Origin of the sequence: Bradyrhizobium sp. Mp27 (assembly GCF_029953005.1) — a bacterium.
Classification (GTDB): Bacteria; Pseudomonadota; Alphaproteobacteria; order Rhizobiales; family Xanthobacteraceae; genus Bradyrhizobium; species Bradyrhizobium barranii.
In genome coordinates this window covers 55507-75369 of the sequence record NZ_JASAUS010000003.1, presented here as the reverse complement: position 1 = coordinate 75369, position 19863 = coordinate 55507, and the positions used below count along the sequence as shown (strand labels likewise).

General features: G+C 64.6%; 20 protein-coding genes. 15 read left to right on the top strand and 5 right to left on the bottom strand.

Annotated elements, in window-relative coordinates; genetic code table 11:
- Positions 1–17: 17 nt before the first annotated feature.
- Positions 18–698 carry a transglutaminase family protein gene (locus tag QJT78_RS03320; protein ID WP_028148046.1) on the bottom strand — a complete coding sequence of 227 codons (681 nt, stop codon included), beginning with the start codon at positions 696–698 and terminating at the stop codon, positions 18–20.
- Positions 699–879: 181 nt separating this feature from the next.
- Between QJT78_RS03320 and QJT78_RS03315 the strand changes: the two genes are divergently transcribed.
- Positions 880–1659 carry a B12-binding domain-containing protein gene (locus tag QJT78_RS03315; RefSeq protein WP_157790069.1) on the top strand — a complete coding sequence of 260 codons (780 nt, stop codon included), beginning with the start codon at positions 880–882 and terminating at the stop codon, positions 1657–1659.
- Positions 1660–1665: 6 nt separating this feature from the next.
- Here QJT78_RS03315 and QJT78_RS03310 read toward each other — a convergent pair whose 3' ends face one another.
- Both QJT78_RS03310 and QJT78_RS03305 read right to left on the bottom strand, forming a co-directional pair.
- Positions 1666–2061 (bottom strand): group II truncated hemoglobin, encoded by a 396-nt coding sequence (locus QJT78_RS03310; protein WP_028148044.1) that lies wholly within the window; start codon positions 2059–2061, stop codon positions 1666–1668.
- A 233-nt stretch (positions 2062–2294) separates the two neighbouring features.
- Entirely contained in the window at positions 2295–3212 is a 918-nt protein-coding gene (locus QJT78_RS03305) for a helix-turn-helix transcriptional regulator (protein WP_223154139.1), read from the bottom strand.
- Positions 3213–3339: 127 nt separating this feature from the next.
- Between QJT78_RS03305 and QJT78_RS03300 the strand changes: the two genes are divergently transcribed.
- From QJT78_RS03300 to boxB, 5 genes are all read left to right on the top strand, one after another.
- Positions 3340–4881: a benzoate-CoA ligase family protein gene (locus QJT78_RS03300; protein WP_028148042.1), complete on the top strand. Its 1542-nt coding sequence runs from the start codon at positions 3340–3342 to the stop codon at positions 4879–4881.
- 116 nt (positions 4882–4997) lie between these two features.
- Entirely contained in the window at positions 4998–5816 is an 819-nt protein-coding gene (locus tag QJT78_RS03295) for an alpha/beta hydrolase (protein ID WP_028148041.1), read from the top strand.
- Positions 5817–5834: 18 nt separating this feature from the next.
- Positions 5835–6362, top strand: a complete 528-nt coding sequence (locus QJT78_RS03290; RefSeq protein ID WP_028148040.1) for a DUF309 domain-containing protein — start codon at positions 5835–5837, stop codon at positions 6360–6362.
- Positions 6363–6477: 115 nt separating this feature from the next.
- Positions 6478–8166 (top strand): 2,3-epoxybenzoyl-CoA dihydrolase, encoded by a 1689-nt coding sequence (gene boxC / locus QJT78_RS03285; RefSeq protein WP_028148039.1) that lies wholly within the window; start codon positions 6478–6480, stop codon positions 8164–8166.
- 124 nt (positions 8167–8290) lie between these two features.
- Positions 8291–9742, top strand: a complete 1452-nt coding sequence (gene boxB, locus QJT78_RS03280) for a benzoyl-CoA 2,3-epoxidase subunit BoxB (protein WP_028148038.1) — start codon at positions 8291–8293, stop codon at positions 9740–9742.
- Positions 9743–9917: 175 nt separating this feature from the next.
- On the opposite strand, the gene QJT78_RS03275 is transcribed toward boxB, so the two are convergent.
- Positions 9918–10718, bottom strand: a complete 801-nt coding sequence (locus QJT78_RS03275; RefSeq protein ID WP_028148037.1) for an SDR family oxidoreductase — start codon at positions 10716–10718, stop codon at positions 9918–9920.
- A gap of 249 nt (positions 10719–10967) precedes the next feature.
- Positions 10968–12026 (bottom strand): polysaccharide deacetylase family protein, encoded by a 1059-nt coding sequence (locus QJT78_RS03270; protein WP_028148036.1) that lies wholly within the window; start codon positions 12024–12026, stop codon positions 10968–10970.
- Between QJT78_RS03270 and QJT78_RS03265 the strand changes: the two genes are divergently transcribed.
- The 9 genes from QJT78_RS03265 (at position 12025) to pstS (ending at position 19766) form a co-directional block, all read left to right on the top strand.
- Positions 12025–12276 carry a hypothetical protein gene (locus QJT78_RS03265; RefSeq protein ID WP_162136992.1) on the top strand — a complete coding sequence of 84 codons (252 nt, stop codon included), beginning with the start codon at positions 12025–12027 and terminating at the stop codon, positions 12274–12276. The two genes, QJT78_RS03270 and QJT78_RS03265, sit on opposite strands and share 2 nt — an antisense overlap.
- Positions 12191–13585: an OmpA family protein gene (locus tag QJT78_RS03260; protein WP_028148035.1), complete on the top strand. Its 1395-nt coding sequence runs from the start codon at positions 12191–12193 to the stop codon at positions 13583–13585. Before QJT78_RS03265 ends, QJT78_RS03260 begins: the two co-directional genes overlap by 86 nt.
- Before the next feature lie 2 nt (positions 13586–13587).
- Positions 13588–13884: a hypothetical protein gene (locus tag QJT78_RS03255; protein ID WP_038942139.1), complete on the top strand. Its 297-nt coding sequence runs from the start codon at positions 13588–13590 to the stop codon at positions 13882–13884.
- Positions 13885–14008: 124 nt separating this feature from the next.
- Positions 14009–14599 carry a TetR/AcrR family transcriptional regulator gene (locus tag QJT78_RS03250; RefSeq protein WP_028148033.1) on the top strand — a complete coding sequence of 197 codons (591 nt, stop codon included), beginning with the start codon at positions 14009–14011 and terminating at the stop codon, positions 14597–14599.
- Positions 14596–15549: a haloalkane dehalogenase gene (locus QJT78_RS03245; RefSeq protein WP_038942140.1), complete on the top strand. Its 954-nt coding sequence runs from the start codon at positions 14596–14598 to the stop codon at positions 15547–15549. Before QJT78_RS03250 ends, QJT78_RS03245 begins: the two co-directional genes overlap by 4 nt.
- Positions 15542–15769, top strand: coding sequence for an Rdx family protein (locus QJT78_RS03240; protein ID WP_028148031.1), 228 nt, complete (start codon positions 15542–15544; stop codon positions 15767–15769). Before QJT78_RS03245 ends, QJT78_RS03240 begins: the two co-directional genes overlap by 8 nt.
- Positions 15770–16222: 453 nt before the next feature.
- On the top strand, positions 16223–17278 hold the full coding sequence (locus QJT78_RS03235) for a lysylphosphatidylglycerol synthase domain-containing protein (RefSeq protein WP_028148030.1): 1056 nt from the start codon (positions 16223–16225) through the stop codon (positions 17276–17278).
- A gap of 32 nt (positions 17279–17310) precedes the next feature.
- Positions 17311–18609, top strand: a complete 1299-nt coding sequence (locus QJT78_RS03230) for an ATP-binding protein (protein WP_028148029.1) — start codon at positions 17311–17313, stop codon at positions 18607–18609.
- A 143-nt stretch (positions 18610–18752) separates the two neighbouring features.
- Positions 18753–19766 carry a phosphate ABC transporter substrate-binding protein PstS gene (pstS, locus tag QJT78_RS03225; RefSeq protein ID WP_028148028.1) on the top strand — a complete coding sequence of 338 codons (1014 nt, stop codon included), beginning with the start codon at positions 18753–18755 and terminating at the stop codon, positions 19764–19766.
- Positions 19767–19863: the final 97 nt, after the last annotated feature.

Genomic DNA, 19863 nt, shown 5'->3' with positions numbered 1-19863 from the left:
ACCCTACGCACCGCGCGCTACCGCCCCTCCGCCTCGCGCTCCATGTCACGGCCCGACAGATCCTCGCCCTGCATGTTGGCATAGTCCCTCGCCATCTCGCGCATCAGGAACTTGGCCGGCACGTCGTGATAGGTGCCGCGGTCGTTGACATATTGCATGTAGGCGCGCCCCTCGCCGTCGAAGGGATGCAGCAGCGCGTCGGTGTGTCCGTCGAAATCGAGCGGGGCCACGCCGACCTTGGCGCAGAGCGTGTCGTTGAAGGTCGGCGTCGCCTTGCGCCAGGCGCCGTCGACATGCACTTCCGTGAAGCCGTGCCAGGTGAAGATGTCGGTGCCCATGCTCGCGCGCAGCTTCTCAGTGGTGAGATGGTTCTTCACATCCGCAAAGCCGACCCGGGCGGGAATGCCGTGGACGCGGCAGGCGGCGGCATAGAGCGAGGCCTTGCCGACGCAATAGCCTTGCCCCGCGGCAAGCACGCTCGATGCGCGAAACGTGTCGGCGACGCGCATGCTGACGTAAGGGTTGTAGCGGATGCCGTCGCGCACCGCCTTGTAGAGCACGCTCGCCTTCTCGCGTTCGCTGGCATCCGCGCGCACGGCGGTCTCGGCGAATTGCCGCACGGCGGGATGATCGCTGTCGATGTACTCGCCGGGATCGGTATAGAGGCGACGGATCGTGTCGGGCAGGGGTGCTGTCATGCGTCAAGCTTAGCAGGCAGTCTCCGCGGGACTCAAATTCGTTCGTTGCAAGCCGCCTATGCCGCACGCGACACTACCCCGTCACCACTTGCGTTGCGACGTTGCCGCTTTCGAAAGCGGCAATGCTGCGTTACGCTTACCGGAGCCGACGCCCTTAATGTGGCCCTTGGGGAGTCAGAGCGTGCTGAAATGGTGTGCCCATTGCCAGCAATTCATCGGCGAGATGCGGCCGTACGCCGACTTCAGCATCACGCACGGGCTGTGCCGGAAATGCTCGGGTGAACAGCCGGATTTGCTCAGCGGCGATGAATATGCCCATGCGGTCGTGCTGCGGGATATCTTTCAGGCGCTGTTTGCCGCGGGTCGCAGGAGCGATTTCGACGCGGCTGGGCCGCTGGTCGACCAGGCCATCGTCGCCAATTGCCGGCCGGTCGACATTCTCATCGGCATGATCGCGCCGATGCTCTACGAGGTCGGCAACGCCTGGGAGCGCGGCACGCTCACCGTCGCGGGCGAGCACGAATTCACTGCCTTTGCCGAGCGGGTCGTCGATCTTGTCGAGGCCAAGATGAGGCAGGCCTGGTCGCAGCCGGCGCGGCATGCAGGCGACGGCTGCTATCTCCTGATGAACGCGCCGGGCAATATCCACGTGGTGGGCATTCGCATCCTCGGCCTCTGGCTGCAAAACCAGGGATGGCGGACGCGCCATGTCGACGATCTCACCGTTCTCGATGTCCTGTCCGAGCCGGCGACCGCGGGTGAGCCCAAGACGCTGCTCGTTTCGATCGCCCTACGCGAGCAGTGCGATGCCGTGGCGTCGCTCATCGAGCGCGTGCAGGCATTGCCGGCGACCAGCCGTCCAAACATTTTCCTCGGCGGCTACGCCGTCAAAACCCACCTGGCGCCGCGGATCCCCGGTGTGAAGCTTGCCGCCGACATCAGCGCACTCGGCCTCGACTGAACGCGGCTAGCTGCGATTGCGCATCCAGTCGGCAAGGCCCGATATCGCCTTGTCAAGGTCCTGCCGCGCGGCAGCGTCCGTGATCGTCTCCTCCAGCGCGCCACGCATGCAGAGCAGCCACGCATCGCGCTCGGCATCGCCAATGGCAAAACCAATATGCCGCTGCCGCAGCCGCGGATGGCCCTTCTCGGGAGTATAGAGCTTTGGGCCGCCGGTCCATTCGTTGAGATAGCGCTTCAGCACGTCCCTGATCAGGCCGAGATCATCCGCATGCATAACGCGGATCATCTGCGCCTCCGGCAGCGTGTCCATGCGGTCGTAGAAGCGATCGACCAGAAGGTCGATCGTGCCGCTGCCGCCGATCCGCTCGAACATGGAGGTGGTGACGTCGCTGGAGGTCATCGTTGGTCCTGATGTTTACTGCTGCGATCGGATATATGGTCATCGGAGGTCGCGCACAAACCTCCGCTGTCGTCCCGGACAAGCGAAGCGCAGATCCGGGATCCATAACCACAGGGAGGTGTTGTGCGAAGATTGGTTGTTCGGGATTGGCCGCGCGAACAATCGATGGATCACGCGCTATGGGTCCCTGCGTTCGCAGGGACGACGACGGAGAGTTTGGAAGCCGCAGAGAGCTAAAGCGCCACACTCCGCAGCCCGAAGCTGCGCGCTTCGTTCTGCAGCACCGGCCGCACCGCATCGATCAGCCTTGCAGCCGCGGCATCGACCGACAGCCCTGCCGTATCCACCACCGCCGTCGCGCGCGAATACAGCGGTTCGCGGCTCAGCAGGATGTTGCGCAGCTCGGCCATTGCGGAGCGGTCGTCCGCCATCGGCCGCAGATCGCCCTGGCGGCGAACGCGGGCCATGTGTTCTTCGGGCTCGGCCTTCAGCCAGATCGTGTAGAACGACGACAGGATCTGGTCGAAGGTCAACGGCTCCGACACGATGCCGCCGCCGGTCGCCAGCACCATCAGCTCGTTGCGTGCGAGCAGCTGTTGCAGCGCTGCCTGCTCCATGCGGCGAAAGCCTTCCTGGCCGTAGAGCGCGATGATCTCGGCGACCGAGAGCCCGTTCTGCTGCTCGACCTCCTTGTTGAGCTCCACAAAACTCCAGCCGACCTTCTTTGCCAGCATCCGCCCAAGTGTCGATTTGCCGGCGCCGCGCAGGCCGATCAGTGCGATGCCGCAGAACGGCGCGCGCCGCGGCGCCGAGGCGCTGCCGCCGGCGAGAACGTCCTTGGCCTGAGCGATCTGCGCCGGCGTCGCCTTGCGCAGGAGATCGCGAAACATCTGCCAGTCCGGCGTCGGGTCGGCCGAGGGAAGCAAATCTTCCAGATGCGCGCCCATCGCGTCGGAGACGCGGCGGAGCAGCACGATGGAGACGTTGCCCTTGCCGCTCTCGAGCTGCGCGATGTAGCGCTCCGAAATCCCTGATACCTTGGCGAGCACCTTGCGCGACATGCCGCGCAGCGCGCGCATGGTGCGCACGCGCTGGCCGAGCTGTTCGAGAAATCGGGATTCGGCGTCGGGACTGTCGGTCATGGACTGCAGATCATGGGCCTTCTTTAGGGGGTGTCCTGCGGCGCATTTTAATGAAACATAGTGCCTGCCAGCATTGACAGCAAGCTGCCGCGGTGTCTTTCTATGAATTATAATTCCAAATTCGGGGGAGAAGTCCGTGAGCGAGGGATCCTATAACGCGGTGACCTGGCTGCTCGACCGCAACGTCGAGGACGGCAGGGGCGGCAAGCTCGTCTTCGACGACACCGTCTCGCGGCTCACCTATGGCGAGCTTCAGCGCGAGACCCGGCGCGCCGCCAACATGCTGCGCCGGCTCGGGGTCCGCCGCGAGGAGCGCGTGGCGATGATCATGCTTGACACGGTCGATTTCCCGATCGTGTTCCTGGGCGCGATCCGCGCCGGCATCGTGCCGGTGCCGCTGAACACGCTGCTGACCGCGGACCAATACGCCTACATCCTCGCCGACTGCCGCGCGCGCGTGCTGTTCGTCTCCGAAGCGCTCTATCCCGTTATCAAGGACGTCGTCGGCCGCATGCCGGATCTCGAGCATGTCGTGGTCTCCGGCGCCAAGCAGAACGGCCATAAGCAGCTCGCGGAAGAGCTCGCTGATGAGAGCGACCAGTTCACCACCGCCGCGACGCATCCCGACGAGCCGGCGTTCTGGCTCTATTCCTCCGGCTCGACCGGCATGCCCAAGGGCGTACGCCATCTGCATTCGAACATGCAGGCGACCGCCGACACCTACGCAAAGCAGGTGCTCGGCATCCGCGAGAGCGACGTCTGCCTGTCTGCGGCAAAACTGTTCTTTGCCTATGGCCTCGGCAATGCGCTGACTTTCCCGATGTCGGTCGGCGCCACCGTGGTGCTGAACAGCGAGCGCCCGACGCCGGCGCGCATGTTCGACCTGATGAACAGGTACAATCCCTCGATCTTCTATGGCGTGCCGACATTGTTCGCGTCGATGCTCAACGACGAGACGATGAAGAGCGAGCGCGGCGGCAAGTCGCTCCGCATCTGCACCTCGGCCGGCGAGGCGCTGCCGGAATCCGTCGGCAACAGCTGGAAGGCGCGCTTCGGCGTCGACATCCTCGACGGCGTCGGCTCGACCGAGCTCTTGCACATCTTCCTGTCGAACGCGCCCGGCGACATCAAATACGGCTCCTCCGGCAAGCCGGTGCCGGGCTATGCGGTGCGGCTCGTCAACGAGGCCGGCCAGGATGTCGCCGACGGCGAGGTCGGCGAGCTGCTGGTCGATGCGCCCTCCGCCGGCGAGGGCTACTGGAACCAGCGCCACAAGAGCCGCCGCACCTTTGAAGGTCCGTGGACCCGCACCGGCGACAAATATGTCCGCGATGGCGAAGGCCGCTACACCTTCTGCGGCCGCGCCGACGACATGTTCAAGGTGTCCGGCATCTGGGTCTCGCCGTTCGAGGTCGAGAGCGCGCTGATCACGCATCCCGCCGTGCTGGAAGCCGCCGTCGTGCCGGAAGCCGATCCGGAAGGCCTGCTGAAGCCGAAGGCCTTCGTCGTGCTGCGCCCCGGCGCGGCGACGGCGGACTTGCAGGAGATGCTGAAGGAGCACGTCAAGCAGAAGATCGGCCCGTGGAAATACCCGCGCTGGATCGACGTGGTGGAGTCGCTGCCGAAGACGGCGACGGGGAAGATCCAGCGATTCAAATTGCGCGAGGGCGCAAACTAGCAATCGGTCGTCATGGCTGGGCTTGACCCGGCCATCCACGTGCATCCGCGATTGAGGAAAGGCGTGGATGCCCGGGTCAAGCCCGGGCATGACGACGGAGAAAGAAGAGCGAAGAAATGACCAACCTCACCCCCACCGGCTTCCTGACCATCGGCAGCGCCAGCCTCGAATACAAATGGCTCGCGCCGCAATCCGCCGACGCGCCGACCATCGTGATGCTGCACGAAGGCCTCGGCTCCGTCGGCCTGTGGGGCGACTTGCCCGAGAATCTCCAGCAAGCCACCGGCGCCGGCATCTTCGTCTATTCGCGCGCGGGCTACGGCCAGTCGAGCCCGGTCACGCTGCCGCGGCCGCTCGATTACATGCAGCGCGAGGCGCTGGATGTGCTGCCGAAAATCCTCGACGCGATTTCCTTCAAGCGCGGCCTCTTGCTCGGCCATTCCGATGGCGCCTCGATCGCGACGATCTATGCCGGCGCGCATCAGGATCACCGTCTGCAAGGCCTCGTGCTGATGGCGCCGCATTTCATCGTCGAGGACATCTCGGTGAAATCCATCGCAGCGATCAAGACGACCTTCGAGACCACCGACCTCAAGGCGAAGCTGGCGCGCTGGCACAAGGATGTCGACAACGCCTTCTACGGCTGGAACGGCGCCTGGCTCGATCCAAAATTCCGCGACTGGGACATTTCGGAATATCTCGCCTACATCCGCGTTCCCATCCTGGTCGTGCAGGGTAAGGACGACCAGTATGGGACACTGCGACAGGTCGATATTGCGCAGGAAGAGTGTTATTGTCCGGTAGATTTGAAAATTATTTCAGACGCGGGACATTCCCCGCATCGTGAAGCGCCGGGGGCGACGCTTGACGCGATTGAGCAATTTGCAAGAGCGGCCCTGCGCGACGATCAGGGACTTGAAGGACGCGCCGCATGATCCTGCGGAGGCACATCCATGAATGTGCCTTCGGATGCGAGCGGCCCGTTGCCGTGGCCGCGATGGGCCTATGTGCCGGGCGAGACCGACGGGGTCGACGCGGATTACGAGACGCTTGATTTGGCCAAGGCGCTGGTGCCCCCGGCGTTCCGCGGCTACGTGCCGGCGCGCCATCCGGCGCTGCGCTACGGGCTCGCGCTCAACGACCGCGGCTATTTCTGGGAATCGCATGAGGTGCTGGAAGCGGTGTGGGCCGCAGCCCCGCAAGGCGGTCGTGAGCGCATTCTGCTGCGCGCCTGCATTCACATCGCCAATGCCAATTTGCGACTGCGCATGCAGCGGCTGCATTCGGCCGCGCGCCTGTTCGGCGACGCGCAGGCAGAGTTGCAGGCGCTGAACTCTCGCAAGGCGGCCGCGGGCGGCGACGGCTTTGTCGAGAGCTTCCCCATTCCGGCGCTGACGGCTCTGCTCCAGGCCAAGCTGGGCCGTCCCCAACTCTCCAAGGCGGACTGGATCACCCTCGGCGCCATTGTGCGGTCTCAATAGGCTCATGAAACAAAGTGCATGCGATGGCCGTTAAGGGCTAGACGCTTTCGAAAAGATGCATTATTGTGCATCTAACGCTACAGCCAAAACGCATAAACAAGCTCAAGGGTGGCCCATGGCCGGGGAAGATCGGCGCCTCGCAGGCGGCGCGACATTCATCGATTTCCAGACCGAACCGTCCCGCTACAAGCACTGGAAGCTCGCGGTCGATGGCGACGTCGCCACCCTGACCATGGACGTCGACGAGAATGGCGGCCTGTTCGAGGGCTATCTGCTCAAGCTCAATTCCTACGATCTCGGCGTCGACATCGAGCTGGCGGACGTCGTCCAGCGCCTGCGCTTCGAACACCCCGAGGTGAAGGTCGTGGTGATGCGCTCGGCCAAGAACCGCGTGTTCTGCGCCGGAGCCAACATCCGCATGCTCGCGGGCTCGACGCATGCCCACAAGGTGAACTTCTGCAAATTCACCAACGAGACCCGCAACGGCATGGAAGATTCGTCGGAGAATTCCGGCCAGCGCTTCATCACGGTGGTGAACGGCTCGGCCGCCGGCGGCGGTTATGAGCTGGCGCTCGCGACCGACCACATCATCCTCGCCGATGACGGCTCGTCGGCCGTTGCGCTGCCCGAAGTGCCGCTGCTCGCGGTGCTGCCGGGCACCGGCGGCCTCACCCGCGTCGTCGACAAGCGCAAGGTGCGCCGCGACCACGCCGATTTCTTCTGCACCATCGAGGAAGGCGTGAAGGGCAAGCGCGCCGTGCAGTGGCGTCTCGTCGACGAGATCGCGCCGAACTCGAAGCTCGAGGCCAAGATCGCCGAGCGCGCCAGGGAGTTCGCAGGCCAGTCGAAGCGCAAGGGCAGCGGCAAGGGCATCGCGTTGACGCCGCTCAGGCGCGTCATCGACGAGACCAGCATCCGCTACGGTTTTGTCAGCGTCGACATCGATCGCACGGCGCGCATCGCCACCATCTCGATCAAGGCGCCGGAGACCGCGCCGCCGGCCGACATCGACGGCATGATGGCGCAGGGGCCTTCGTTCTGGCCGCTCCAGGTCGCGCGCGAGCTCGACGACGCCATCCTGCATCTGCGCATCAACGAGCTCGAGATTGCGATGCTGGTGTTCAAGAGCCATGGCGACCGCGCCCATGTGCTGGCATCCGATGCCTTCCTCGAAGCCAACAAGGCGCACTGGCTGGTCAACGAAATCAGGCACTATTGGAAGCGCGTGCTGAAGCGCATCGACGTCACCTCGCGCACGCTGGTGACGCTGGTCGAGCCCGGCTCCTGCTTTGCCGGCACGCTCGCTGAGCTCGTCTTCGCCGCAGACCGCTCCTACATGCTGATCGGCACGCGCCAGGGCGACAACCGTCCGCCGCCGTCGATCGAATTGTCGGCCATGAACTTCGGTCCGTATCCGATGAGCCACGGCCTGACTCGGCTTGAATCGCGCTTCCAGGCCGATCCGTCCGACGTCGAGCGTGCGGAAGCCACCATGGGCACCGCGCTCGACGCCGAGCAGGCGGAAGAGCTCGGCCTCGTCACCTTCGCGCTCGACGACATCGATTGGGACGATGAGGTCCGTGTGTTCCTGGAGGAGCGCGCCAGCTTCTCGCCCGACAGCCTCACCGGCATGGAAGCCAGCCTGCGCTTCGTCGGCCCGGAGACGATGGAATCGAAAATCTTCGCGCGCCTCACCGCGTGGCAGAACTGGATCTTCCAGCGCCCGAACGCGGTCGGCGAGGAAGGCGCACTGCGCCGCTACGGCAGCGGCCAGAAGCCGAAATTCGATATGACGAGAGTCTAACGACATTCACTGCGTCATGGCCGGGCTTGTCCCGGCCATCCACGTCCTTCGCTTGAGGAAGCAAGAACGTGGATGCCCGGCACAAGGCCGGGCATGACGGAAAGAGATCGCAAGGAGCACGGCCATGAACATGAACATCATGAACGTCGACTACTCGACCAAGATTCCCAACAACGTCAATCTCGCCGAAGATCGCCAGGTGCTGAAGGCGCTGGAAGGATGGCATCCCGGCTATATGGACTGGTGGAGCGACATGGGGCCGGAAGGCTTCCAGGAATCGCTGGTGTATCTGCGCACCGCCTACTCCGTCGATCCGCGCGGCTGGGCCAAGTTCGACTATGTCCGCATGCCCGACTACCGCTGGGGCATTCTGCTTGCGCCGCAGGAGGAAAACCGCGTCGTGCCGTTCGGCGAGCATTTTGGCGAGCCGGCGTGGCAGGAAGTCCCGGGCGAGTACCGCGCCATGCTGCGCCGCCTGATCGTGATCCAGGGCGACACCGAGCCGGCTTCCGTCGAGCAGCAGCGCCACCTCGGCAAGACCGCGCCCTCGCTCTACGACATGCGCAATCTGTTCCAGGTCAATGTCGAGGAAGGCCGTCACCTCTGGGCAATGGTCTACCTGCTCCAGAAGTACTTTGGCCGCGACGGCCGCGAGGAAGCGGATGACTTGCTGCGCCGTCGCTCCGGCGATGCCGATGCGCCGCGCATGCTCGGTGCCTTCAACGAGGCGACGCCGGACTGGCTGTCCTTCTTCATGTTCACCTATTTCACCGACCGCGACGGCAAGATGCAGCTGCACTCGCTCGCGCAGTCGGGCTTCGATCCCTTGTCGCGCACCTGCCGTTTCATGCTGACGGAAGAAGCGCACCACATGTTCGTCGGCGAGACCGGCATTACCCGCGTCGTGCAGCGCACGTGTGACGCGATGCGCGAAGCCGGCATCACCGATCCCGCCGACATCGCAAAGGTTCGCGCGCTCGGCGTGATCGACCTGCCGACGATCCAGAAGAAGCTGAACCTGCACTATACGCTGTCGCTCGACCTGTTCGGCTCGGAGGTCTCGACCAACGCGGCCAACGCCTTCAACACCGGCATCAAGGGCCGTTATCACGAGACCCAGATCGACGACGATCACCAGCTCAAGAACGCCACCTATCCGGTGCTCAAGTTCATCAACGGCGAGATCAAGCTGGTCGACGAGCCGGCGTTGACCGCGCTCAACATGCGTCTGCGCGACGATTACAGCCAGGACTGCGTCAAGGGCATGCTGCGCTGGAATAAGGTGATCTCGACCGCGGGCTATGATTTCAAGCTGACGCTGCCGAACGTCGCCTTCCACCGTCACATCGGCGAGTTCAAGGACGTGCATGCGACGCCCGACGGCATTCTGATCGACGATGCCACCTGGGCGAAGCGCAAGGACGAGTGGCTGCCCTCGACCGCCGACGGCGACTTCATCACCTCGCTGATGCAGCCCGTCACCGAGACCGGCAAGTTCGCCTCCTGGATCTCGCCGCCGAAGGTCGGCATCGACAACAAGCCCGGCGATTTCGAGTACGTGAAGATCGAGTCGTAACCTTTTTACCTCTCCCCGCTTGCGGGGAGAGGTCGGATCGCATCGCAGATGCGATCCGGGTGAGGGGGTACAGGTGCGGCGACAATCTCACGCGTGGAGAGAGGCCCCTCACCCCAACCCTCTCCCCGCAAGAGCGGGGCGAGGGAGCGCACCGTCCGCACTGCAATAAGCCCGCCTACCCCGCGATCTCTAGCCCGGCATTGGCGTACACCACGCCACCATCCACCGCGATGGTGTTGCCGACCACGTAATCACCCGCGCGCGAGGCGAGATAGATTGCCACGCCGGCCATGTCCTCATCGGTACCGATACGCCGCGCCGGAATGCGCTTTGCGACCTCGTCCGCATGGTCGCGCGCGGCGCGGTTCATGTCGGATTTGAACGCGCCCGGCGCGATCGCGGTGACGTTGATGTTGTCCTTGATCAGTTTCGTCGCCATGCGCCGCGTCAGATGGATCACGGCGGCCTTGCTGGCGGCGTAGGAGTAGGTCTCGCTGGGATTGACGAAGATGCCGTCGACCGAGGCGATGTTGATCACCTTGGCCGGCCGCTCGTGCGACGCCGCCGCGCGCAGCGGCTTTGCCAGCGCCTTGGTCAGGAAGAACAGCGACTTGACGTTGAGGTCCATCACCTTGTCCCAGCCGCTCTCCGGGAATTCGTCGAACTCCGCGCCCCAGGCCGCGCCCGCATTGTTGACGAGGATGTCGAGCTTCGGCTCCAGCTTGATGATCTCGGAGGCGAGCTTGTCGCAGCCTTCGATGGTCGAGATGTCGATCGGCAGCGCGATGCATTCGCCGTCATATTGGGCGGAGAGTTCTTTCGCCGTGGCCTCGCATGGCCCGGCCTTGCGTGCGGTGATGTAGACCTTCGCCGCGCCTTGCGCGAGGAAGCCCGCCGCGATCATCTTGCCGATGCCACGCGAGCCGCCGGTCACGAGCGCGACGCGGCCCTTGAGCGAGAACAGATCGTTGAACATGGTGCCTCCCTTGGTTGACGCCGTTTTGAGCGCGGCGGAGAGGGGAGTCAAGGAAGGCGCTTGGGTGAGACGGGAGTGAGACGCGCCAGCGGTCCAACCAACTCAATGTCGTCCCTGCGAAAGCAGGGACCCATACCCCCAGGGAGGAGTTTGGCGAGGATTCGTCGTCCGGTACTTCTTTCGAGTGTGATTGATAGCTTCCGCGGTATGGGTCCCTGCGTTCGCAGGGACGACAGCGGAGAATGAGGCTTAGGCCGCCGCGATCCGGCGAAAGCCGTTCCACATCGCGGTCGCGGCGCCCGAGGTCAGCACCGGCAAAATTCGCGCGTCCTGGTAATTGCCGTTGAGCGAGACGCGCGGCAGCGCGGTCATGTGGGCGGCATTTTCTGCGAACAGCATGCCGGGCCGGGTCGTCACCGCGGTCTTGAAGCCGGCCGATGCAGCGAGAGTGAATTCACGCTCGCCCGCCGCTTCGCGGTCGCCATAGGGGTAGGCGAAGTGCAGTACGGTACGGCCGAGCGCCTGCTCGATCCGCGCGCGGCTTACCGCCATCTCCTGTGCGGCGATCCCCTCGCTCTGCCTGGCAAGATTGCAATGGCTGATGGTGTGCGCGCCGATCGTGACCAGCGGATCGGCGGCAAATGCCTTCACCTCGTCCCAGGACAGGCACAGGCTGCGGCACAGCGCGGCCATGTCGACGTCGTATCTGGCGCAGAGCGCCTCGATCTCGCGCTTGAGATCATGTTCGCCCGGCAGCGCGCGCAGCCAATCGTGCAGGCGGTCGAACGCCATTTGTTTTGCGGCAGGGGTCGTTGCATCCAGCCGCAGCGCGGAATTGCCGATCTGGATGTCGATCTGGTCGGCCTTGGCGATCACGGTTTCCAGCGCGGTCCACCACAGACGTCCGGTGCCCTCGGCAAATTCGCTCGCGACATAGACGGCCAGGGGCGCGTCAAATTCGCGCAGAACCGGCAGCGCGAATTCGAGATTGTCGCGGTAACCGTCGTCGAGGGTGAAGGCAGCGAAGGGGCGGGTGAACCGGCCTTGCACCAGCCGTTCATGCAGCTCGTCCATGCTGATGATGTCGATCCCGCGCGAGCGCAAATGGCTCAGGGTGGCGCGCAGAAAATGGGGGGTGACTTCGAGGTGCCGGTTCGGCTGGAACGCGGCCTCGCGGGCCGGCCGCACGTGGTGCAGCATGAAAATGGCGCCGACGCCCGACAAAAGAGGGCGCAACAGGTGGTGCGCCCCACTGAAATAGAGTGCCCCAAGCCCGGCGCGGATGACGTTGTTTCGGAGTTGTTTCATGACCGGCTGGCGAACTCTGGCATTCCACTTTCAACTTACGGAAGAACCCTTGAAGAAAAAGTTATTCCAATTGTCGACGCATGGCCTTCGGAAGGGCATCATTTCCGGTTTGACAGCCCGCCAAGGGTTTGTTTTGTCTCCGGTTCCAGAGTTCGGGTCGTTGAATGCAGAAGCTTTTCAGGTGGGCCAGCAAATGGTGGCCAGGGCTGATCCCCCTGGCCGTCATGTGGGGATTTGCGGCTTGGAATAATACCTTGCCGGTCGAGGCGGACCTGTCCGCCCGCAGCTCGGCGGCGCTCAAGGAGACCGTTCTGGACAAGACCCGGATCGCGGTCGACGGCCGGGACGTCAGTCTCGCCGCGGACGCCTTTTCCGAGGAGGGACGCCGCGATGCCGTGATGGCGGTCGAGCTCGTCCCGGGCGTGCGCCTGGTCGACGACCGGACCCGCCTTGTTCCCGAAGCAACGCCCTTCGTCTGGAATGCCGAGCGTGACGTGGTGCGGGTGACGCTGTCCGGCTCCGCGCCCCTGCCGTCGATGAAGGCGCGCCTGACCGAGGCCGCGCGCAAGGAGGTCAGCGGGACCGAGGTCGCCGATCAGATGGGCCTGGCGCGCGGCGCGCCGCCGCGGTTCGAGGCGGCCGCGATGCTGCTGCTCGACCAGATCGGCAAGCTCAAGGACGGCAAGATCACGATCACCGACACCAAGGTCAATCTGTCGGGCATGGCGCGCGACCTCGGCGGCCGTGAGGCGATCGCGGCCGCGCTCAAGAACCTGCCCGAGGGCTTTTCGATCGCCGCCAACGATGTCAAGGCGCCGCCCTACATCTTCCAGGCCTACAAGGACCCGGTCGCCGCGACGGTGACGCTGACGGGCTACGTGCCTGACAACAACGTGCACGCGGCCATTGCAACGAGTGCCTCGCGAAAGTTCTTCACCGAAAAGGTCGTCGACAATCTCAAGGCTAGCGTCGGCGCACCCGGCTCCTTCAATACTGCCGTGGTCGCAGCGCTCGGCGCGCTGTCGCGGCTGTCGACCGGTACACTCGTGGTGTCCGATCGCGAGGTGAAGCTGTCGGGCGATGCGCTCTACGAAGGCGCCGCCAACGACATCCGCGCAGGCCTCGGCAAGGACTTTCCGAAGAACTGGCAGTACAAGCCGGAGATTACGGTGAAGCCTGCCGCGGGTCCGGTCGACGGGACGGTCTGCCAGCAATTGTTCTCGGAGCTCCTGAACAAGGGCAAGATCCGCTTCGCAACGAAACGCGCCGACATCGATCCGGATTCCGCCGGCATTCTCGACCACCTGATCGAGACGGCGCTGCGCTGCCCCACCACCAATATCGAGGTGGCCGGCCACACCGATGCCGATGGTGAGGACTCCTTCAACCAGGCTCTCTCGGAGAAGCGCGCGCAGGCCGTGATCGACTATCTGGTCAAGGCCGGGCTGCCGGCCACCCGCTTCACCCCGGTCGGCTATGGCGCCACGCAGCCCCTCGCCGGCAATGACACCGACGAAGGCAAGGCGCAGAACCGCCGCATCGAATTTCTGGTGAGGTGACGATGCCCTATCTCGTCTCATTCCATCTGGGCTGGCTGATCGGCTCGCTGCTGCTGGGTTTTTGCATGGGCTGGATCTCGGTGGTCCAGCGCGGCAACGGTACCTCGAAGGTGACCGCGCGCTGGCTCGCCGTGCTTGCCGCCGCCCTGGTCGCAGCTTCCCTCGCGCACGTGGTGCCCGGCCGGTTCGGCTATTGGCTCGATCTCGGGCTGGTCATGTTCGCCTGTTACCTCGTCGGCTGCACCATCGGCGCCTGGCTGCGCGACAGGGTGGTCTCGCGGAGCCAGCCTGCGGCCTGAGCCCTTGGGCTCGCTCGGGGGCGGGCCTCTATCCAACATCGCGATAACGGCCTGATCGGCAAGCAAATTGCCGAAGGATCAGAACGCGCTTGACATTAATACGTACGTACGTATTGTTTTTCTCATGCCAAAGCCCTCACTCAAAGACGCCATCCTCGATGCCGGCCTGAAGGTCATGTTCCGGACCGGCTATCACGGCACCAGCGTGCGTGACGTCACCGCTGCGGCAGGCGCGCCGCAGGGGTCCTTCACCAACCATTTTCGCTCCAAAGAGGTGTTCGCCTCCGAGGTGCTCGACCGCTACTTCGACACCACGAGGGGACTGGTCGCGGAGGCGCTCGACGACACCTCGCTGACGCCGCGCGCGCGGCTGCGCCGCTATCTCGACATCATCACCGGCCGGCTCGAGGCCGACGGCTATGGCCGCGGCTGCCTGATCGGTGATCTCAGCCTGGAGGCATCAGCCAGCAGCGAAATGCTGCGCGCGCGTCTCGCCGAAATCTTTGCCGAGTGGCGCGCGCCGTTCGCCGCCTGCATCAGGGACGCTCAGACGTACCGCGAGATCGCATCCGATTTCGAGCCCGAAGAGCTTGCCGATTTCCTGCTCGCGTCCTGGCAGGGCGCAATCCTGCGCATGAAGGTCGACCGCAATCCCAACGCCCTCGAACGTTTCAAGACCATCGCCTTTCAAACCGTCTTCAGGGAGCTGACATGAGCAAGCCAACTGAAATCGAGATTCTCAAAGCGTCTGTGCTGGGAACCACGATGGCCTATCGCGAGGCGGGAGATCGCGATGCGCCCGCTGCCCTGTTCCTGCACGGCAACCCGACGTCGTCGCATATCTGGCGCAACATCCTGCCGCTTGTATCGCCGGTCGCACATTGCATCGCGCCCGATCTCGTCGGTTTCGGCCAATCCGGCAAGCCCGACATCGGCTATCGCTTCGTCGATCATGTTCGCTATCTCGATGCATTCATCGAACAGCGCGGCATCAAATCGGCCTATCTTGTCGCGCAGGACTGGGGCACCGCGCTCGCGTTCCATCTCGCCGCGCGCCGGCCGGATTTCGTGCGCGGCCTTGCCTTCATGGAGTTCATCCGCCCGATGCCGACCTGGCAGGACTTTCACCACACCGAGGTCGCGGAGGAGCAGGACCACGCCGAGGCGGCGAGGGCGGCGTTCCGCAAATTCAGGACGCCGGGCGAGGGCGAAGCGATGATCCTCGAGGCGAATGCGTTCGTCGAGCGCGTGCTGCCCGGTGGCATCGTCCGCAAGCTCGGCGAGGACGAGATGGCGCCCTACCGTGCGCCGTTCCCGACGTCGGAGAGCCGCCGTCCCGTTCTCGCCTTTCCCCGCGAGCTGCCGATCGCGGGCGAGCCCGCCGACGTCTACGAGACGCTCCAATCCGCGCATGCGGCGCTCGCTGCATCGTCCTATCCGAAGCTGTTGTTCTCGGGCACGCCCGGTGCGCTCGTCGCGCCCGAATTCGCCGAGCGGTTCGCAGCCTCGCTGAAGCACTGCGCATTGGTCCGCCTCGGACCCGGGCTGCACTTTCTCCAGGAGGATCACCCCGAGGCGATCGGCCGCTCCGTCGCCGGCTGGATCGCCGGCATCGAAGCCGTGCGCCAGCAGCGCGCGCTGCCTGAAGGCGGGCGAAATGGCTGATGTGACCATCATCTATTGCCGTCCCTGCGGCTACGAGAAGCGCGCTAGGGACGCCGCTGCTGCGCTGCGGCAGCATCTGGCGCTGGAGCCGGCTCTCGTGCCCGCCAAGGGTGGGATCTTCCAGGTCAAGGTCGGCGACAGCATCGTCGCCAGCCGCAGCAAGGGCCACTTTCCCGGTACCGACGAAATCGTAGCCGCCGTCACTTCCGCGTGGCACTGATCCAAGGCGGAATTCCAAGGCGGAATCCGATCGCTTCCTGAGGCCGCGGCCTTTCGGGCCACCTCAAATCCCTGAACAACAGCGCCAGTCACCCCTCTTTCGCCAGGCGGGGGCGGCCCATAGATTGACGTCGACTTAAGTCGTGGCGGAACATTGTGCGGCCGAAATCATCAAAACTTCATGGCGACTGCGCAGGATTGCCATGGAGATTCGCGTCAGTCTTGCCGCCGAAAGCGCCAATCCGTGCATCAGGAGCCCGCAACCCTGCCTAAAATATTGAAGGCACGAGTATTTGTTCGAATTGCTGAATTCCACTCCGCCCCAAAACGCGCTAGTGGAGGGGCATGGGGCATGCGCGATGCCGGAGCCGGCGGCAAGGGTTCGTTGAATGCCTGTGCGTCGTCCGCCTGCCCACCGGCCACCCCGGCCGTTGAAGCGTTGTTCGAGGTCTAGATGCTGGAAGCCATACGCAGGGCGATGACGTTTCTGCGCCAGAAGCAAGTCCTGCATAAGCTTGGAGTTGTGATCAGCGTCGCCGTCATCGGCATCGCTTGCTATGTGCTCTACCACATGCTGCGGGGCATCGACGTCAACGAGGTCCTCGAAGCGATCAAGAGCACCGAGCCGAGCCAGATTGCGATGGCGGCGCTGTTCGTGGCCGCTGGCTATTTCACCCTGACCTTCTACGATCTGTTCGCGGTGCGCGCGATCGGCCACGCCCATGTGCCCTACCGCATCAATGCACTCGCCGCCTTCACCAGCTATTCGATCGGCCACAATGTCGGCGCCAGCGTCTTCACCGGCGGCGCGGTGCGCTACCGCATCTATTCGGCCTATGGCCTGAACGCGATCGACGTCGCAAAGATCTGCTTTCTCGCCGGCCTGACCTTCTGGCTCGGCAATGCCGCGGTGCTCGGCCTTGGTATCTCCTACCATCCGGAAGCTGCGGCCTCGATCGACCAGCTTCCGCCCTGGCTGAACCGGATGCTGGCGATGCTGATCATCGTGGGGCTGGTCGCCTATGTGGTCTGGGTCTGGACCCAGCCGCGGGTGGTCGGCCGCGGGCCCTGGACCGTGGTGCTGCCGGGCGGCCCGCTGACGCTGCTCCAGATCGCCATCGGCATCATCGATCTCGGCTTCTGTGCGCTCGCGATGTACGTGCTGGTCCCGGACGAGCCCAATCTCGGCTTCGTCGTGGTGGCGGTGATCTTCGTCTCGGCGACCTTGCTCGGATTCGCCAGCCACTCGCCGGGAGGGCTCGGCGTGTTCGATGCCGCCATGCTGGTCGGCCTCTGGCAGATGGACCGCGAGGAACTGCTGGGTGGCATGCTCCTGTTCCGCGTCCTCTATTATCTCTCCCCCTTCGTCATATCTGTAATCTTGCTGACGTTTCGCGAGGTTATAATCGGCGCTCGATCGAAGCGCTTGCAGCAGGCGGCGCTCAAGCTCGACCCCGGCCCGGCGCGTGAAGCCGCCTATGTGAGAGAGCGCAGCGACACCGGCGCCTGACCGGCGCATCCCCTTAGGAGAAGCCCGCCCCGATGGCGATCGACGCCCCATCTTCTCCCTCCGCGCAGCCCTGGTCCGACCGGCTGCGGCACTCGACCGTCATCCTGATCGCCGCGGCGCTGGCGCTGTCGGTGGTGGTCTCGCTCGGCGAATTGTCGGTGATACGTGCGGCCGCGGTGTTCCTCTGCATCGCGGCCGCGGCGCTGATCCCCTGGCGGTTGCACGACAACGCCGCCTCGCGCGACGACACCCGCCGCGTCAACCCGGTCGAGAGCGCGGCGGTGGCCGCGGTCGTCGCCGGTATGCCGGATCCGGCCGTGCTGCTCGACCGCGCCGGGCGTGTCATCCATCTCAATGCCGCAGCCGCCCAGCTGGCGCCGGCGCTGCGCAAGAACGAGCTCGCCCAGTTCGCGCTGCGCTCGCCGGAGATCATCACGGCGCTGCGTGAATCGATCGCCACCACCGAACCGCGGCGTGCGACCTATCTCGACCACGTCCCGGTCGATCGCTGGATGGAGCTGATCATCACGCCGGTGCCGGTGCCGACCTCCTTCGGCGGCGCTGACAAATGCATGCTGATGACCTTCCACGACCAGACGCCGCTGCGCCGGGTCGAGGAGATGCGCGCAGACTTCGTCGCCAATGCCAGCCACGAGCTGCGCACGCCGCTTGCCGCGCTGTCGGGCTTCATCGACACGCTCCAGGGCCAGGCCAAGGACGATCCCAAGGCACGCGAGCGGTTCCTCGGCATCATGCACAACCAGGCGACCCGGATGGCGCGCCTGATCGACGATCTGCTCTCGCTGTCGCGGGTCGAGCTGTCGGCCCATGTGCGGCCCGACACCCTGGTCGACCTGCTGCCGATCATCTTCCAGGTCGCCGACGGGCTCGAGCCGCTGGCACGGGAGCGCCAGGTCGAGGTCGAAACCCATCTGCCCGAGACCCCTGTGATGATCGCGGGCGACCGCGAGGAATTGCTCCGCCTGTTCGAGAACCTGATCGAGAACGCGCTCAAATACGGGGCGTCGGGCGGACGTGTCATCGTGTCGCTGGCCGCGGCGGCAGCCACTGATGGAACTCAGGAAATCCGGGTCATGGTCCGCGATTTCGGCCCCGGCATCGCGCCCGAGCACCTGCCGCGACTGACCGAGCGGTTCTACCGGGTCGACGTCGGTGACAGCCGCTCGCAGGGCGGGACGGGGCTCGGATTATCGCTGGTGAAACATATTCTTAACCGCCATCGCGGCCGGCTTTTGATCGAGAGCGTACCCAAGCAGGGCGCCGTTTTCACGGCCTGTTTTCCCCAGGCGAAGGCCGCGGCTCAAACCTGATAGTCGAGCGATTTCAATCGCTTGGATGTGTCATCCAGCTGTCACGAAACCTTCGTAAAGCACAGCCGACCGCTCCTAAAGGGGCGGCACGGGGAGCGCGATCGGGCGCGGACGGCGCTTCGCTCCCCTGTATGGAGACCACCATGAATTTCATCAAAACTATCGTCGCTGCCGGCTTGATCGCCGCATCGGCGACGGCGGCCTTTGCTGCCGACATCACGGGTGCCGGCGCGACGTTCCCGTTCCCGATCTATTCCAAGTGGGCTGACGCCTACAAGAAAGAGACCGGCAACGGTCTGAACTACCAGTCGATCGGCTCCGGCGGCGGCATCAAGCAGATCCAGGCCAAGACCGTGACCTTCGGCGCCAGCGACGCGCCTCTCAAGGCCGAGCAGCTCGAGAAGGACGGCCTCGTCCAGTGGCCGATGGTGATGGGCGCTATCGTTCCAGTCGTCAACATCGAGGGCGTGAAGCCCGGCGAGTTGGTGTTTGACGGCGAGACCCTGGCCAGCATCTATCTCGGCAAGATCACCAAGTGGGACGACGCCGCGATCAAGAAGCTCAATCCGAACGTGAAGCTGCCGTCGGACGCGATCACCGTGGTCCGCCGCTCGGATGGTTCGGGCACCACCTTCAACTTCACGAACTATCTCTCCAAGGCCAGCGCGGACTGGAAGAGCAAGATCGGTGAGGGCACCGCGGTCGAGTGGCCGGTCGGCGTCGGCGCCAAGGGCAACGAAGGCGTGTCGGGCAACATCAGCCAGACCAAGAACTCGATCGGCTACGTCGAGTACGCCTATGCCAAGCAGAACAAGCTGACCTACACCGGTCTCGTCAACAAGGCCGGCAAGCCGGTGCAGCCGACGGTCGAGGCCTTCCAGGCCGCGGCTTCCAACGCCGACTGGGCCAAGGCTCCCGGCTACTACGTCATCCTGACCGACCAGCCCGGCGACAAGTCCTGGCCGATCACGGCGGCGACCTTCATCCTCATGCACAAGGATGCCACCGACAAGGCAGCCTCGCAGGAAGCCATCAAGTTCTTCCGCTGGGCCTTCAAGAGCGGCGGCAAGGCGGCTGAAGAGCTCGACTACATCCCGATGCCGGACCCGGTCGTCCAGCTGATCGAGAAGACCTGGGCTGCCGAGATCAAGAGCTGAGCGCTCTTGTCCCGGACTGGGCGCCGGGATCTCACAAGACCTCCGCTCCGGATCGGCTTCGCGCCGCGTCCGGAGCGCAAGACCAACAACAAGACCG